The following is a 15,767-nucleotide window of genomic DNA, read 5'->3' on the forward strand; positions in this document are numbered from 1 at the left end:
AACCGATGGCCTCTTACCAGATAAAACAGCGAGACCCTCTTTTCGATTCCAACTTTCAGGCGGTTCTGGAACGCCGGAGCAAGGAATTGCTGGGCCTTGCCCTGATGGTGCTGAGCGTGATTCTGGCGATGATCCTGGGGTCTTACGTGCCCGATGATCCAGGCTGGCTTTCGGCCACCGATGCGCCTGCGCAGAATATGCTTGGCCGGGGGGGGGCTTCGGTTGCGGCGGCGTTGACTATCGTTCTGGGCTGGGGAAGCTGGATCTTGCCGCTGTTGGCGGTGGGCTGGGGCTTGCGGCTGATTTTCCATCGCAGCGACGACCGGGTTCTCGGGCGGATGGCGTTTGTGCCTTTCGCCGTGCTGAGCGCGTCCATCTATGCCTCGACTCATGTGCCGCCGGAAAGCTGGACCCAAAGCTTCGGTGTCGGCGGGCTGTTTGGCGATACGGTGTTGGGCGCGGTGCTGGGGCTTTTGCCGCTGTCGCCGGTTTTTGGGCTGAAGGCGGTTTCGGTGCTGACGGCGCTGGCGACCGTTGCGCTGGCGTTGCTGGCAATGGGTGTCGACCGGGCCGAGATGAAAGCCTTCGGCCGGTTTCTTCTGGTCGGGGCGGTGATGTCTTATGTCGGACTGCTGTCGCTGTTTCGCCACGGGGCAGGGGCCGTGCTTGACAGGGCGCGGGCGGTGCGTGTCCGCACGGCGGCCGCCCCGGCAGAGGAGTCCGCTGCCAGGCTGCGCGCCGGTCTGCTGTCGCGCGTTCCGCGGCGCGGTTTATCGGCGCCGGAACCGGGGCCGGAACTGATGCCGGAACTGGTGGAGAGCGATCTGGCAGAGGACAGGGAACTGGATCCGCCCTCCGAAGACCGGATCAAGGCACGGATTGCCGATGTCATCAAGGCGCGCGCGCGCAAGCCGGGGCCGCAACTCGCCGCCCTGCGGCCGGAGCCCCCCCTGCGACGGGGGCGGGGTCCGCAACCGCTGATCGCGGATCCCCTGCCGCCCCAGCCCCGTCTGATGCCGGACCCGGACCCTGTGTTCGAGGATTTCGAAGATGAGGGGGATGACGCAAGCCTCCGGGATCTGCCCGCCCGTTCTGCGCGTCCTGTGCCTGAGGCGCCTCGCGTCGTGGTGAAGCCGCATGGTCGCCCGGTTCAACAGTCCCGCCGCGCACAGGCCGAGGCCCAGCCGGACCTGAAATTCGAGGAAGCCGAGCAGGCCTATGATCATCCGCCGCTGTCGCTGCTGACCAACCCGACGCAGGTTGAACGCCATTACCTTTCGGATGAGGCGCTGGCGGAAAACGCCCGGATGCTGGAAAACGTGCTGGACGATTACGGTGTCAAGGGAGAGATCGTTTCCGTCCGGCCAGGCCCGGTGGTGACGATGTATGAACTGGAGCCCGCGCCGGGCCTGAAGGCCAGCCGGGTGATCGGCCTGGCCGACGATATCGCCCGGTCGATGTCGGCGCTGGCGGCACGGGTTTCCACCTTGCCGGGGCGCAGCGTGATCGGGATAGAACTGCCCAATGCAAATCGCGAAATGGTGGTGCTGCGCGAGATCCTCGCAGCGCGTGATTTCGGGGATACGAACATGCGCCTGCCCTTGGCGCTGGGCAAGGATATCGGCGGCGCGCCGGTTGTGGCGAACCTGGCCAAGATGCCCCATCTTCTGATTGCGGGGACGACGGGGTCGGGTAAGTCGGTGGCGATCAACACCATGATCCTCAGCCTGCTTTACAAGCTGACGCCCGACGAATGCCGCCTGATCATGATTGACCCGAAGATGCTGGAATTGTCGGTTTACGATGGCATTCCGCATTTGCTCAGCCCCGTGGTGACCGATCCCAAGAAGGCTGTGGTGGCGCTCAAATGGGTCGTGGCAGAGATGGAAGACCGGTACCGCAAGATGTCCAAGATGGGCGTGCGGAATATCGAGGGCTACAACGGACGGGTACGTGACGCGCTGGCCAAGGCGGAGATGTTCTCCCGTACCGTGCAGACGGGGTTCGACGATGAAACCGGCGAACCTGTTTTCGAGACGGAGGAATTCTCGCCCGAGGTCCTGCCTTATATCGTTGTCATCGTCGATGAAATGGCGGACCTGATGATGGTCGCCGGCAAGGAGATCGAAGCCTGTATCCAGCGCCTTGCCCAGATGGCGCGGGCCTCGGGCATTCATCTTATCATGGCGACGCAGCGCCCCTCGGTGGATGTGATTACCGGCACCATCAAAGCCAACTTCCCGACCCGGATCAGTTTCCAGGTGACGTCCAAGGTGGACAGCCGCACCATTCTTGGAGAGCAGGGAGCAGAGCAGCTTTTGGGTATGGGCGACATGCTGTACATGGCTGGGGGCGGCAAGATCACCCGTGTCCACGGGCCGTTCGTTTCTGATGAGGAAGTGGAGGAGATCGTTTCCTTCCTCAAGCAATATGGCCCGCCCGATTATGTCGGCGGTGTGGTCGAAGGGCCCGAGGGGGACAAGGAAAACGATATCGACCTCGTCCTTGGTCTTGGTGGCAATACGGACAGTGAAGATGCGCTGTACGATCAGGCCGTGGCGATCGTGCTTAAGGACCGCAAGTGCTCGACCTCTTACATCCAGCGCAAGTTGGCCATCGGGTACAACAAGGCTGCCCGACTGGTGGAGCAGATGGAGGAACAGGGTGTCGTCAGCCCCGCCAACCATGTCGGCAAGCGGGAGATACTCGTTCCCGAGCAGGCTTGACGCAGTTTTGATCTCGGCGGGCGTGCAAATGGGGGGGGCGGGGCGTACTCTGTCCCCATGAACAAACTGAGTCTCGCCCTTGCCGCCCTGTTGTTTGCCCTGCCTGCGCAGGCGGAACGCATTCCGTTATCTGCCTTGTCGGCCTATCTGAACAGTTTCTCCACGGCGACGGGGAAATTCACCCAGGTCAACGCCGACGGGACCATTTCCACCGGGCAGGTTTATATTAACCGTCCCGGTCGGGTACGGTTCGAATATGACCCGCCGACCCCGGCTCTGGTCATGGCCGGAGGGGGGCAGGTGGCCGTTTTCGATCCGAAGTCCAACCAACCGCCAGAGCAATACCCCCTGTCGCGCACGCCGCTGAACCTGATCCTGGAGCGGAATGTGGACCTGTCGCGCGCGCGGATGGTGGTGGGGCACTCCAGCGACGGCAAGACCACCCGCGTTGTCGCGCAAGATCCCGAGCACCCGGACTACGGGTCGATCACCCTGGTCTTTACCGCCGCCCCCGTGGAGTTGCGCCAGTGGGTGATCGATGATGGTTCAGGCGCAACCACTGTGATTCTGGGGGATCTGAAGACAGGCATGCGTCTTCCTGCGAGCCTGTTCAGCATCGTGCAGGAAACCCGAAAGCGGACCGGGAGCGATTAACGCCGGCAGGACCGAAGCTGCGCCCCGTAGGTATTGGCCCGCGATTGAACCCGGTTTGCCACGCGCATCAGCCATGGCTTGGACCTGTAGGTGCCGTTCAGGTAACCGCTTTGTCCTTCATGATAGGCCAGGTACTGGCGCCGGGCATCATAGAGCGGTACGCCGGTGCGCTTTTTCGTCTGGGTCATGTACCAGCCCATGAAGTCGGTCGCATCGCGAATGTCGTGACGTTTGGCGCCGCGATTGCGCGTTGCGCGAAGGTATTCATCCCACGTGCCATCCAGGGCCTGCGCATACCCATAGGCCGAGCTTTGCCGTCCCATCGGAATCACCCCGAGGACGTAACGCAGCGGGGTGCGCGCGTCGCCGTCGAACTTGCTTTCCTGATGAATGATCGCCATTTGCACATTGACCGGAACGCCCCAGCGGCGCTCGGTCCGTTTCATGGCCCGCAGGTAGTTGGGGCGCTGTTTGACGATGCTGCACGCATTGTCAAGATCGCGGGGTGGGGTGCGGTCCCCTCCTCCGCAGCCGGCCAGGGCCAGCATCAACGCCACGAGAAGAAGTCTGCTCATATGCCCCTCGCGCTTGTTTGGCGAAGAATACGAAAAAACATGCCATGAAGGAATGGCAAAGGCACAAAACGGTGGGGTTTTCGTACAGGATGCCGAAAGAGTGAGCTGCGCGCCGGGTGTAGGAATGGGCTTTGCGCCGCCCGCCGAATTGGTGTAGGCGGTTCAGGGAACCAAAAGCGATGCAGATGGCCTACGCGAAATATCACCTCGGACAAGTGCTGCGGCACCGCAAACACCCCTTCAGGGGGGTAGTATTCGACGTGGATCCGACATTTTCCAACACAGAGGAATGGTACCAGTCCATCCCCGAGGAAAACCGCCCGGACCGCAACCAGCCTTTCTATCATTTGCTGGCGGAAAATGAGCAGAGCTATTACGTGGCCTATGTGTCGGAACAGAATCTCGAACCCGACGACACCGGGGAACCCGTCGATCACCCCGATGTCTGCGAGATGTTCGGAGAGTTCGAGGACGGCCACTACCCGTTGCAGTTCCAAATGAATTAATAGCCCAGAGCGCAGCCATCCTTGCGCGGGTCGGATGCCCCCTGCAACACGCCTGACGGGTCGATCAGGATTGCCTGCGCGCCCCCCAGCGGTACCTGAGGGACCGTGACGTTGTGGCCCATCCGGCTGAGAGCGTCGCGTACCGTGACGTCGTAGCCACGCTCCACCTGCAAACCGTCGGCATCGGCAAAGCTGCGTGGCGCGTCGATGGCGGCCTGCGGGTCCAGCCCGTAATCGGCCATGTTGGTCAGAACCCGTACGTGGCCGTTGGGCTGGTAGGCACCGCCCATTACCCCGAAGGGCATCAGGAGCTTGCCGTTCCTTTTCAGCATCGCCGGGATGATCGTGTGCATCGGGCGTTTGCCCCCGGCGGCCTCGTTCGGGTGGCCTTCGTGCAGGGAAAAGCCCGCCCCCCGGTTCTGAAAATTGATCCCGAACTTTTCCGATGCCCGTCCAGACCCGAAACTGTGGAAGATCGAGTAGATCAGCGACACCGCCATGCGGTCCCTGTCCACGACTGTCAGGTAGACGGTCTCACGGTGGACCGATTCGGATGCCGCTGCCGGATTGGGCAGGACGCGGGAGGGGTCGATCAGGTCGCCCAATGCCCGCGCCGTGGCGGGGGCGAGCATGTGATCCAGCGCGGTCATGTGTGCCGGGTCGGAAAGAAAGCGGTCGCGTGCGTCATAGGCGAGCTTGGCAGCCTCGGCCTCAAGGTGGGCGCGCTCCGGCCCGAACGGGTCCAGGGTGGGCAGGTCGAAACCGGACAGGATATGCGCCATCAGAATGGCCGTCGCGCCCTGCCCGTTGGGCGGGTGCTCGACCAACTCCAGCCCCTTGTACATGCCGCTGATCGGTTGGGAACAGTCGCAGGCGGTGGCGGCGAAATCCTCCAGCCTGTGCGGTCCGCCCAAGGCTTGCAGGGTGGCGACCATGTCCTCCGCCACCTCTCCCTCGTAAAAACCGGCGCGACCTTCCAGTGCGATGCGGCGCAACACCTCGGCCTGCCGGGGGGCGCGAAAAACCTGGCCAGGGGTGGGAGGCTTGCCGTTCAGAAGGTAAAAACCGCGCGCGTCGCCTTGCAGGGTGTCGGCGGCCAGGGCCCAGTCGAATGCCGTGCGGGGGGCCACGGGTACGCCCGCCTCGGCATAGTGGATCGCGGGGGCGAGGCTGGCCTTCAGCCCCAGTCGCCCCCAATCGCCGGAGAGGCGGCAGAACGCATCTACCGCACCGGGCACGGTTATCGCATCGGCGGTGGTTTCGGGCATCCGGGTCAATCCCTGTGCGCGCAGCTTCGCCGCCGACAGGCCCGCCGGTGCCCGGCCCGAACCGTTCAGCGCCACGATGTCTTCCGTTCCTGCGGGTTTTAGCAACACGAAGCAGTCGCCGCCCAGCCCGGTCATCTGCGGTTCGCAAATTCCCAGAAGCACCGCCGCCGCGATGGCGGCATCCACGGCGTTTCCGCCGGCTTCGAGCATTTGAACGGCGACCTTCGCGGCCAGCGGGTGTGACGTTGCGCACATACCGTTTGTGGCGAAAACGGGCGATCGGCCCGGCAGGTGAAAATCGCGCATCTGGAACCTCCCGCCGCCAGACTAGGGGCGAGATCGCGGGCTGCCAAGACGTCAGGACAGTGAGATAGTGATGGAAAGACAGTTTTCCCCGTTGCGGCGCTGGTAATGGCAGTTTTCCGAAAGCAGACGGATCAAGGGCCACCCGAATCCGCCCTCGGGCAGGGTTTCGGGGTGGGGGGGGCGGCCGTAGGGCTGCTCACCCACCCAGTCCAGAGGCGCACCCCTGTCACGAAGTTGCAAAAGTGTCCCCTCCGGCCCGTGCGCGACCAGCAGCCGGATCTCCCCCCCTGTCCGGTCGGAATAGGCATGCTCGACCACATTGTTCATGGCTTCTGCCAGTACGATCTCTACCGTTCCGTAGTGGGCTTCGTTCACCCCGGTGCGCCGCAACTCGGCAACGATACGGACCAGCGCCCGGCGTACCCCTTGCCGGGTTGCGGCCACCCGCATGGAAAATCCACCGCCCCGCCCGAAAGCCGGGCGCGGTTTCGCACTGCAAAGGAACGGGTCGATCATGCTGCGCCGTCGTGGCTGCAAATGGCGTCGGCGATGTGCCGATGGATGGTGAAGATGCTGTCCATCCGGGTCAGCTGCAGAACCTTGCCGACATTCGGGGTGATGCCCGCCAGTTCCAGCCGCCGTGCCGGACCCAGAAGCTTGTGCACACCCACCACCGCGCCCAGCCCGCTGCTGTCCAGAAAGGTCACGTTGCCAAGGTCCAGGATGACGCGGGGCGGGCCATCGGCGGTTGCTTCGCGCATCTGTTCCTTGAAACGAATGGAAACGACGGCGTCGAGCCGCCTTTCCGCGACCCGGATGATGAGCGTGTTCCCGATCTGGCGGGTTGTCAGTTGCATGCCCTGCCTTCCTTCTGGTGGCATGAAGGCTAGACGCCAATCCTTTCCATTCGGTAAGGCTGGCAGCATCAGATTGGGAGGAAAGCATGAAAGACGTTGTGATCTGCGGCGCGGCCCGCACGCCCATGGGGGGGTTCCAGGGGGTCTTTGCCGGGGTCGGTGCGCCTACGCTGGGGGGTGCGGCCATCCGTGCGGCACTGGAAGACGCGCGGGTTGCCACCGTGGATGAGGTGCTGATGGGGTGTGTGCTGCCCGCCGGTCAGGGGCAGGCGCCGGCGCGGCAGGCGGGGTTCAGCGCCGGGCTGGGGGAAGAGGTCCCCGCCACGACACTGAACAAGATGTGCGGTTCAGGGATGAAGGCGGCGATGATGGCCTTCGATCAACTGGCGATGGGTGGCGCAGAGGTGATCTGCGCGGGGGGGATGGAAAGCATGACCAACGCGCCCTACCTGCTGCCCGGCCATCGCGGCGGTGCGCGAATCGGGCATGGCCGGGTGGTCGACCACATGTTTCTCGACGGGCTGGAGGATGCGTATGACAAGGGCCGTCTGATGGGGACCTTCGCCGAGGATTGTGCGGAGCATTACCAGTTTACCCGCGAGGCGCAGGATGCGTACGCGCTCGGGTCGTTGTCCAACGCGCTGACGGCACAGCAAACCGGGGCGTTCGAGAGGGAAATCACCCCGGTCACCGTGCGGACCCGCAAGGGCGAAACGGTGGTGGCCGAGGATGAACAACCCGCCCGGGCCCGGCCTGACAAGATCCCGCAGCTCAAGCCGGCCTTCCGCAAGGATGGCACCGTAACGGCTGCGAATGCATCGTCGATTTCGGACGGAGCCGCGGCGTTGATCCTGTCTTCGGGCGATGTGGCCGCATCCCGCGGTTTGCCGGTGCGTGCGCACATCCTTGGCCATGCCAGCCATGCACAGGCGCCAGGCTGGTTTACCACCGCCCCCGTGCCCGCCGCGCAAAAGCTGTTGCAGCGCCTCGGCTGGTCGAATGACGATGTGGACCTGTGGGAGGTCAACGAAGCCTTTGCCGTGGTGCCGATGGCCTTCATGCATGATATGGGCCTGCCGCGCGACAAGGTGAACGTGAACGGCGGGGCCTGTGCGCTGGGTCACCCGATCGGGGCTTCGGGCGCGCGTATCCTTGTGACGCTGCTCAACGCGTTGGAAAAACGCGGCCTGAAGCGCGGCGTTGCCGCCATCTGCATCGGTGGTGGTGAAGGCACCGCCATTGCCATCGAGCGCCCCTGACAAGGGGCGCACGTCCATCGGCGGAGAGACACCCATGCGTATCGTTTACAGTGAGATTGCAAAAACACTGGCCGCTCTGACCGAAGGTGAAAGCGATGTCGTTTCTCTTATGGCGACGATGGCCTGCGAACTGCACCATGCCGACGATCGTTTTGACTGGACCGGGTTCTACCGCGATGTCGGGGGCGGGATGCTGAAGGTCGGCCCGTACCAGGGCCGGCACGGGTGTCTCACCATTCCTTTCGGCCGCGGGGTTTGCGGCGCGGCGGCGCGGACAGGGCAGGTACAGCTTGTCCCGGATGTGCATGCCTTTCCCGGCCACATCGCCTGTTCCGGCAGCACGCGGTCGGAGATCGTCCTGCCGCTCCTGACTGCCCATGGCACGCTGCTGGGGGTGCTGGATATCGACAGCGACCAGCCTGCCGCCTTCGACGAAAGCGATGCCGAAGGGCTGGCGCGGCTCTTGCGGCAGGTTTTCGGGGGGTAAACTTGCGGCGGCGGGGGCTTTGCGTTACCCGCTGTCGCCATGAGTGACACCTACGATCCGCCGGATACGCCCTTGCAGATCCTGTACCAGGATCACGAGATACTGATCGTGGACAAGCCTTCGGGGCTTTTGTCGGTGCCGGGGCGCGGGGCGCATCTGGCCGATTGTCTGCTGTCGCGGGTGCGGGCGGCCTTCCCCGAGGCCCTTCTGGTGCACAGGCTGGACCGGGACACCTCGGGCGTGATCGTCTTTGCGCTGACGCCCCCGGCCCAGCGCCATCTTGGCCTGCAGTTCGAAAAGCGGCAGGTGAAGAAAATTTATGTGGCCCATGTGCAAGGGCGGCTGGAGCCGAAAACCGGCACCGTGGATCTGCCCCTGATCGTGGACTGGCCGAACCGCCCCCGCCAGAAGGTGGATCACGAAACCGGCAAGCCCGCGGTGACCGACTGGCGCGTCGTGCATTACGATGAAAGCGTAACGCGCGTGCGGCTTTCCCCCCGGACCGGGCGCAGCCACCAACTGCGTGTCCACATGAAGGAACTGGGCCACCCGATCCTGGGGGATCCGTTTTATGGCGGAGATACGGTGCAACTGGCCCCGCGGCTGATGTTGCACGCGCAATCGCTGCGCCTGCGCCACCCGGATGGCGGAAAGGGCATGACCTTCTCCGCCACATGCCCGTTCTAGGCGCCGGGTGCCCAGCCGCTGACGGCCTTCACCTCGCAGAAATCCTCCAGTCCCCAGACGCCGCCTTCACGCCCGTTGCCGGATTTGCCAACGCCGCCGAACGGGCTGCCCGGCGCGCGGGCCTTGCCGTTCATTTCCACCATACCGGCACGCAGTGCGCGCGCCAGCCGGTTTCGGCGGGCGCCGTCGCCGCTTTGTACGTAGTTGGTCAGGCCGTATTCGGTATCGTTGGCGATGCGCAGGGCGTCGTCTTCGGTTTCGAACGGGATGATCGACAGGACCGGGCCGAAGATCTCCTCCCGTGCGATGGTCATGTCGTTGGTGACATCGGCAAAAACCGTCGGGCGTACGAAATAGCCGCGATTGAAACCCTCCGGGCGGCCGGGGCCACCGGCGACCAGGCGCGCGCCTTCGTCGATGCCCTTCTGAATCAGATGCTGAACCTTCTCGAATTGCAGCGCGCTGACCAATGGCCCGATGTGGCGGCCCTGTTCGTGGGCAGATCCGACCTTCTGTGTTTCGGCCACTTCGCGGGCCGTCTCGACAGCCTGGTCGTAGACCTCCCGCTGCACCAGCATCCGTGTCGGTGCGTTGCAGGACTGGCCGGTGTTCTGGAAACAATGCAATGCACCGCGCCGGACGGCCTTTTCGTCAGCATCGGCAAAGATGATGTTCGCCCCTTTGCCGCCCAGTTCCAGATGCACACGTTTGAGCGTCTGCGCGGCGTTCTTCGAAATCGCGATGCCCGCGCGGGTGGAGCCGGTGAACGACACCATATCGATATCCGGGTGGCCCGAAAGCTGTGTGCCTACGCCGGGCCCGTCGCCGTTAACGAGGTTGAACACCCCCCTGGGCACCCCGGCTTCGTCCAGGATTTCGGCGAAGACCATCGCCGAAAGCGGCGCGATCTCGGAGGGTTTCAGGACCATCGCGCAGCCCGTGGCCAGGGCCGGGATCACCTTCAGCGTGATCTGGTTCAGTGGCCAGTTCCACGGTGTGATCATTGCAACCACGCCGGCCGGGTCCATCAGGATGCGGTCTTCGGGGGCATGGGGGCCGAGGGGGCGTTCGAATTCGAAGTCTTTCAGCGCGGTCAGAAAGTTCTGGGTGTGAAAGGCCCCGGCCCCCACTTGGCTGGTGCGGGCGAAGTCGATCGGGGCCCCCATTTCAAGGCTGATCGCCTGGGCGAGGTCCTCGGCGCGGCGCGCATAAGTTTCGAGAATTTTTTCGATCAGCGCGATTCGCTCGCCCCTGGTGCTGCGGGCCCAGCCCGGCTGTGCGGCACGGGCCGCGGCCACGGCGGCTTCGGTGTCCGCCTGCCCGCCAAGGGAGATGATCGCGCAAGGTTCCTCGTTCGAGGGATCGATCACCTCCAGGCGGGTGCCCTCACGCGGGGTCACCCAAGCGCCATCGATGTAGAATTGCGTGCGTTCGATCATTCGGTCCTCCAAAGAAATTCGCGCCGCCGGGATTTTTCGCCGGGGCTCCCCCCTGCCAGACCGGACCCCATCCGGAACATGCAGGTTCAGGCCCGTGACGGAAAAAGGACATAGCCCCATGGTCGCGCGCATCAACGATGTCGCCCCAACTTCACCGCCGAAACGACGGAAGGCAAGATCGACTTTCACGACGGGATCGGCAACAACCGCGCGGCGCTGTTTTCCCACCCCAAGGATTTCGCGCCCCTCCGCCGGACCGGGTTCGCCGCGGCTGCGAAGCCAGCCGATGGTCCCGGCGGGAAGAGTGATGTATAGCGGGGAAATCGGCTTGAGGTTGCTTTGCATGTACTCGGAACTGGTCATTTCCACCTATAACAATCCGCGCGCTTTGGATCTGTGCCTGGAATCGGTGGCGATGCAGAGAACCGCGCCCGATGGTGTCTGCATTGCGGACGATGGTTCCGGCCCCGAGACGCGTGCGGTCGCTGAGCGTTTTGCCACCCGCCTGCCCCGGCTGCGCCATGTCTGGCATGAGGATCGCGGCTTTGAGAAGGGCGAGATTCTCAACAAGGCCATTGCGTCCTCGCAGGCGGAGGTGCTGGTGTTCATCGATGGCGACGTGATGATTCACCCCGATTTCATCACCCGGCATCTGAACCTTGCCCGCCCCGGACGGTTTGCAACGGGCAGCCTGATTCGTCTTGATGCGGCGGCGACGGCCTCGGTCACGGCTGCAATGGTTCGCAGCGGGCAGGTGTTTTCGCGCCGCTGGCTGCGCGAGAACCGTGCGCTGGGCAAGCTGAGCACCTGGCTGAAAACCCGTCCCTTCCCGGTCCCGGTGATGGATGTGCTGGAACGGATGTCCCCCGTGCGCCGATCCTTGTGCGGGGCGAACGCATCGGTCTGCCGGAGCGATCTTCTTAAAATCAACGGTTATGACGAAACGCTGAAATACGGCGGGCAAGACAAGCACCTCGGCGTGCGGCTGAAAAATGCCGGCGTGCGTGGCCGGCACCTGCGCTATAGCGCGCCACTGGTGCATCTGGACCACCCCCGCGGATATGCCGACCCTGAAAGGAAAAAACGTCACAAGGCACTTATTCGCGCCGCCCGCCGCAGCGGCGAAAGCTGGACGGCGCATGGTATCGAGAAAGATCCCCGCACATGAAACTGTTCGCAAAGCCCCGGCCGCCTCTTTTTTCCCCGGAACTGACCTTTCCCGAGGAAGTCAGGTCTGTCGTCGAGGAAACCTACGCCAGGGCCCAAAGCATTCTCGAATACGGCAGCGGCGGGTCCACGCTGCTGGCGGCGCGGTTGGGGCGAAAGGTGCGCGCCGTCGAAAGCGATGCGGCCTGGGCCGAACAGATGACAGCCTGCCTGGCCCGCGAAGCCCCCGGCGCGGATGCACGGGTGCTGCATTGCGACATTGGCAGGACCGGCAAGTGGGGCAGGCCGCTGAACGCGCGCAACATGGAGGCCTTTTACCGTTATCCTCTGGAGGTCTGGGACGGGGAGGATTTCAGCCCCCCCGATGTCGTTCTTGTTGACGGGCGTTTCCGCGTGGCCTGCTTTTGCACCGTTCTGATGCGGATTGAAAACCCCGTGACGGTGTTGTTCGACGACTACGAGACACGTCAGGGATACCATCGGGTTGAGAAATTGCAGCGTCCGGTGCGCCGGATTGGCCGGATGGCCGTTTTCGAGGTGACTCCAGGCAAAATACCACCGCAGGACCTGACCTGGGTGACCGGGTCGTTTTTCAAAACAACCTACGCGAAGCGATGATCCGCCTGGCGCAAGGAGAAAAATCTTGGCAAAAGCCTCTGTCATCATCCCGACCTTTGCCGACTGGCCATCGCTTGCCGAATGCCTTTCCTGTCTGCAAGGGCAAAGCGTTTCTTCCGATCGGTTCGAGATCGTGATCGGCAACAACAATCCGGAGCCGGCACTGCCCGAAGGCTTTGTCTTGCCTCCCAATTGCCAGGTGGTCTGGCAACCCAGGCCGGGCTCTTACGCGGCGCGCAATGCCGCCGTCGCCCAGGCTTGCGGCGAGGTTTTGTTCTTTACCGATTCCGATTGCCGCCCCCAGCCGGACTGGATCGCGCGCGGGCTGGCGCTTCTGGAACAGAGGCCGGAAACCGACCGCATCGGCGGGTACATCCGGCTGTATCCCCGCGGCGAAGGCTGGACCCTGCCGGAGCTTTACGACAAGATTTTTGGACTCCGCCAGGACCGGCATACCGCGCGCGGCTATGCCGCCACGGCAAATCTGATCGTGCGGCACGCTTTGTTCCGGCAGGTCGGCCCGTTCGAGGAAACGCTTTACTCCAGCGGCGACAAGGAATGGAATCAGCGTGCGACGGCGCAGGGCAGCAAGATTTTCTACGGGGCCGATGTCATTGTTGCCCATCCGGCCCGCGCCAGTTTTGCGGCGCTTCGCAAGAAGCGGCTCCGGATTCTTGGGGGCCGGTTTCAGCTTCGGCGTGCACGGGGCAAGCCGATCCGGCCGACGCTTCCAAAGTATCTGTTTCCTTCCGTGAGTGTCTTGACCCGCCTGCTGCGGGAGCCGGGCCTGAGCGCGATGCAGGTGGTTCGGCTCTGGGCGCTGGATTACAGGCTGCGGCTTGCGGAGTTCCGGGAGCTTCTCGCCCTGCTCCGGGCCGGGGGGAGCGCCCGGCGCGCATGAAGAGGGGCGCGGCCCTGCGGCACGCGCCCCTCTTGGGTTCTGGCAGGGGGCTTACTCCGCCTCTTCTTTCGCCTCTTCTTTCGCCTCTTCTTCGCCGGTCTCCTGGTCTACGATCTTCATCGACAGGCGGACCTTGCCGCGATCGTCGAAGCCCAGCAGCTTGACCCAGACTTCCTGCCCCTCTTTCAGGACGTCGGAGGGATGGTTCAGGCGGCGGTTCTCGATCTGGCTGACATGAACCAGCCCGTCGCGCTTGCCAAAGAAGTTCACGAAAGCGCCGAAATCGACGATCTTCACGACCTTGCCCTTGTAGATCTTGCCTTCCTCGGGTTCGGCCACGATCGAGTAGATCATGTCGTAGGCTTTCTGGATGGCCTCTCCGTTGGGGGATGCGATCTTGATGACACCGTCGTCATTGATGTCGACTTTCGCGCCCGAGGTTTCCACGATCTCGCGGATCACCTTGCCGCCCGACCCGATCACTTCGCGGATCTTGTCGGTGGGGATGGTCATGGTTTCGATCCGTGGCGCGTGGATCGAAAATTCCCCGGCCGTGGAAAGCGCCTTGTTCATCTCTTCCAGAATGTGCAGCCGGCCCTGCCGGGCCTGCGCCAGCGCCTTTTCCATGATCTCGGGCGTGATACCGGCGACCTTGATGTCCATCTGCAGCGAGGTGATGCCGTTTTCCGTGCCGGCAACCTTGAAGTCCATGTCGCCGAGGTGATCCTCATCGCCGAGGATATCGGTCAGCACCGCGTAGGAGCCGTCCTCCTCCAGCACCAGACCCATTGCGACGCCGGCCACCGGCGCCTTCAGCGGAACCCCCGCATCCATCATCGACAGCGAACCGCCGCAGACGGACGCCATCGAGGAAGAGCCGTTGGATTCGGTGATCTCGGACACCACGCGGATGGTGTAGGGGAAGTCCGTTGCCGCGGGCAGAACCGCCTGAAGCGCACGCCAGGCCAGCTTGCCGTGGCCGATTTCGCGGCGGCCCGGAGGGCCGACACGCCCGGCCTCACCGACTGAGTAGGGCGGGAAGTTGTAGTGCAGCAGGAAGTTGGAGCGGAAATTCCCGTGCAGGGCATCGATGATCTGCTCATCGTCACCGGTCCCCAGCGTCGTCACCACCAGACCCTGCGTTTCCCCGCGGGTGAACAGCGCCGAGCCATGGGTCCGCGGCAGCAGGCCGGTTTCACACACGATCGGGCGCACCTGGTCCAGTGCGCGCCCGTCGATGCGGCGCCCGTTTTTCACCACGTCGCTGCGCAGAACGACGGATTCCAGTTTTTTCAGAGCCGAGCCCAGGTTCCCGTCTTCCCGCTGGTCCTCGGTGAGGGCCGCAACGATCTCGTCTTTCGTTGCGGAGACGGCGGCGACGCGTTCCTGCTTGTCGGTGATCGCGTAAGCTGCGCGCATCTTCTCCTCGCCGGCGGTTTTGACGGCCTCGTAAAGGTCGGCGTAATCCGGGGGCGTGAAGTCGAACGGGTCTTTCGCGGCGTCTTCGGCGAGGCCGATGATCAGGTCGACCACAGGCTTGATCTGCTCGTGGGCGAAGGTTACCGCGCCCAGCATCTCTGTTTCGGTCAGTTCGTAGGCCTCCGACTCGACCATCATCACCGCGTCGCGGGTGCCGGCCACCACCAGGTCGAGCCGCTGTTCGGGCCTGGCGCGCAGGTTCTGCATGTCTTCGACCTCGGGGTTGAGGACATAGTCGCCATCCACATAACCAACACGGCATCCGGCGATCGGGCCCATGAACGGCGCGCCGGAAAGTGTCAGCGCGGCAGAGGCGGCGATCATCGCCACGATGTCGGGGTCGTTGACCAGATCGTGCGACAGCACCGTGCACATGACCAGAACTTCATTCCTGAAGCCGGGCACGAAGAGCGGGCGGATGGGCCGGTCTATCAGGCGGGCGGTCAGCGTTTCCTTCTCGGTCGGGCGGGCTTCCCGTTTGAAAAAGCCGCCGGGCACCTTGCCGGCTGCGTAGTATTTTTCCTGGTAATGCACCGTGAGCGGAAAGAAATCCTGCCCCGGTTTTGCTTCCTTCGCGAAGGTGACGTTGGCCATGACGCTGGTTTCCCCCAGCGTGGCAATGACCGATCCGTCCGCCTGGCGGGCGACCTTGCCCGTTTCAAGGGTGAGGGTTTCCTGCCCCCACTGCATCGATTTCGTCGTAACGTTGAACATCAGCGTATCCTTAGGGGAGCCCTCCCGGGCGTTCCCGGGTCTCCCGTTTCACTGGCGGCCCCATTGCCGCCGACCCCATCGTATTTCCCTCAACCGTGCCGGGGTCCGGGCACCTTAGTCTCAG

The 15,767-nt window shown here is 63.7% G+C and carries 15 protein-coding genes; 9 read left to right on the forward strand and 6 right to left on the reverse strand.

Features of this window, described 5'->3' with window-relative positions:
* Window positions 1-5 precede the first annotated feature (5 nt).
* Together C8N32_RS03965 and C8N32_RS03970 are read left to right on the forward strand one after the other, a co-directional pair.
* The gene (locus C8N32_RS03965; RefSeq protein ID WP_107891170.1) at window positions 6-2,726 is read left to right on the forward strand and encodes a DNA translocase FtsK; all 2,721 of its coding nucleotides are present in this window, start codon (window positions 6-8) and stop codon (window positions 2,724-2,726) included.
* Window positions 2,727-2,783: 57 nt separating this feature from the next.
* Window positions 2,784-3,380, forward strand: a complete 597-nt coding sequence (locus C8N32_RS03970; protein ID WP_107891171.1) for a LolA family protein — start codon at window positions 2,784-2,786, stop codon at window positions 3,378-3,380.
* Here the strand turns inward: C8N32_RS03970 and C8N32_RS03975 are convergent.
* On the reverse strand, window positions 3,377-3,955 hold the full coding sequence (locus tag C8N32_RS03975; protein ID WP_107891172.1) for a transglycosylase SLT domain-containing protein: 579 nt from the start codon (window positions 3,953-3,955) through the stop codon (window positions 3,377-3,379). The two genes, C8N32_RS03970 and C8N32_RS03975, sit on opposite strands and share 4 nt — an antisense overlap.
* Window positions 3,956-4,134: 179 nt before the next feature.
* Between C8N32_RS03975 and hspQ the strand changes: the two genes are divergently transcribed.
* Complete coding sequence (gene hspQ / locus C8N32_RS03980; protein ID WP_107891173.1) at window positions 4,135-4,461, forward strand: heat shock protein HspQ; 327 nt, start codon at window positions 4,135-4,137, stop codon at window positions 4,459-4,461.
* Here hspQ and C8N32_RS03985 read toward each other — a convergent pair.
* From C8N32_RS03985 to C8N32_RS03995, 3 genes are read right to left on the reverse strand one after another with little or no spacing between them, the layout of a single operon-like run.
* Entirely contained in the window at window positions 4,458-6,035 is a 1,578-nt protein-coding gene (locus tag C8N32_RS03985) for a gamma-glutamyltransferase family protein (RefSeq protein ID WP_107891174.1), read from the reverse strand. The genes hspQ and C8N32_RS03985 overlap by 4 nt on opposite strands.
* Window positions 6,036-6,086: 51 nt before the next feature.
* Window positions 6,087-6,551, reverse strand: a complete 465-nt coding sequence (locus tag C8N32_RS03990) for an ATP-binding protein (protein WP_107891175.1) — start codon at window positions 6,549-6,551, stop codon at window positions 6,087-6,089.
* Window positions 6,548-6,892 (reverse strand): STAS domain-containing protein, encoded by a 345-nt coding sequence (locus C8N32_RS03995; protein ID WP_107891176.1) that lies wholly within the window; start codon window positions 6,890-6,892, stop codon window positions 6,548-6,550. Before C8N32_RS03995 ends, C8N32_RS03990 begins: the two co-directional genes overlap by 4 nt.
* An 86-nt stretch (window positions 6,893-6,978) precedes the next feature.
* On the opposite strand from C8N32_RS03995, the gene C8N32_RS04000 reads away from it, so the two are divergent.
* The 3 genes from C8N32_RS04000 to C8N32_RS04010 are packed head-to-tail and all read left to right on the forward strand — an operon-like array spanning window position 6,979 to window position 9,325.
* Window positions 6,979-8,151: an acetyl-CoA C-acyltransferase gene (locus C8N32_RS04000; RefSeq protein ID WP_107891177.1), complete on the forward strand. Its 1,173-nt coding sequence runs from the start codon at window positions 6,979-6,981 to the stop codon at window positions 8,149-8,151.
* Window positions 8,152-8,185: 34 nt separating this feature from the next.
* Entirely contained in the window at window positions 8,186-8,638 is a 453-nt protein-coding gene (locus C8N32_RS04005) for a GAF domain-containing protein (RefSeq protein WP_107891178.1), read from the forward strand.
* A 39-nt stretch (window positions 8,639-8,677) separates the two neighbouring features.
* Window positions 8,678-9,325 carry an RluA family pseudouridine synthase gene (locus C8N32_RS04010; protein ID WP_107891179.1) on the forward strand — a complete coding sequence of 216 codons (648 nt, stop codon included), beginning with the start codon at window positions 8,678-8,680 and terminating at the stop codon, window positions 9,323-9,325.
* On the opposite strand, the gene C8N32_RS04015 is transcribed toward C8N32_RS04010, so the two are convergent.
* Window positions 9,322-10,764, reverse strand: a complete 1,443-nt coding sequence (locus C8N32_RS04015; RefSeq protein ID WP_107891253.1) for an aldehyde dehydrogenase family protein — start codon at window positions 10,762-10,764, stop codon at window positions 9,322-9,324. The two genes, C8N32_RS04010 and C8N32_RS04015, sit on opposite strands and share 4 nt — an antisense overlap.
* A gap of 343 nt (window positions 10,765-11,107) precedes the next feature.
* Here C8N32_RS04015 and C8N32_RS04025 point away from each other — a divergent pair, with 343 nt between their 5' ends.
* Genes C8N32_RS04025 through C8N32_RS04035 form a run of 3 tightly spaced genes read left to right on the forward strand, consistent with a single transcriptional unit; the run spans window position 11,108 to window position 13,450 of the window.
* On the forward strand, window positions 11,108-11,932 hold the full coding sequence (locus C8N32_RS04025) for a glycosyltransferase (RefSeq protein ID WP_170106727.1): 825 nt from the start codon (window positions 11,108-11,110) through the stop codon (window positions 11,930-11,932).
* Complete coding sequence (locus C8N32_RS04030; protein ID WP_201132413.1) at window positions 11,929-12,549, forward strand: hypothetical protein; 621 nt, start codon at window positions 11,929-11,931, stop codon at window positions 12,547-12,549. Before C8N32_RS04025 ends, C8N32_RS04030 begins: the two co-directional genes overlap by 4 nt.
* A 25-nt stretch (window positions 12,550-12,574) precedes the next feature.
* Window positions 12,575-13,450 carry a glycosyltransferase family 2 protein gene (locus C8N32_RS04035; RefSeq protein ID WP_170106728.1) on the forward strand — a complete coding sequence of 292 codons (876 nt, stop codon included), beginning with the start codon at window positions 12,575-12,577 and terminating at the stop codon, window positions 13,448-13,450.
* A gap of 51 nt (window positions 13,451-13,501) precedes the next feature.
* On the opposite strand, the gene pnp is transcribed toward C8N32_RS04035, so the two are convergent.
* Complete coding sequence (gene pnp, locus C8N32_RS04040; protein ID WP_107891182.1) at window positions 13,502-15,643, reverse strand: polyribonucleotide nucleotidyltransferase; 2,142 nt, start codon at window positions 15,641-15,643, stop codon at window positions 13,502-13,504.
* Window positions 15,644-15,767 lie beyond the last annotated feature (124 nt).

The organism is Rhodovulum imhoffii (assembly GCF_003046545.1).
Classification (GTDB): domain Bacteria; phylum Pseudomonadota; class Alphaproteobacteria; order Rhodobacterales; family Rhodobacteraceae; genus Rhodovulum; species Rhodovulum imhoffii.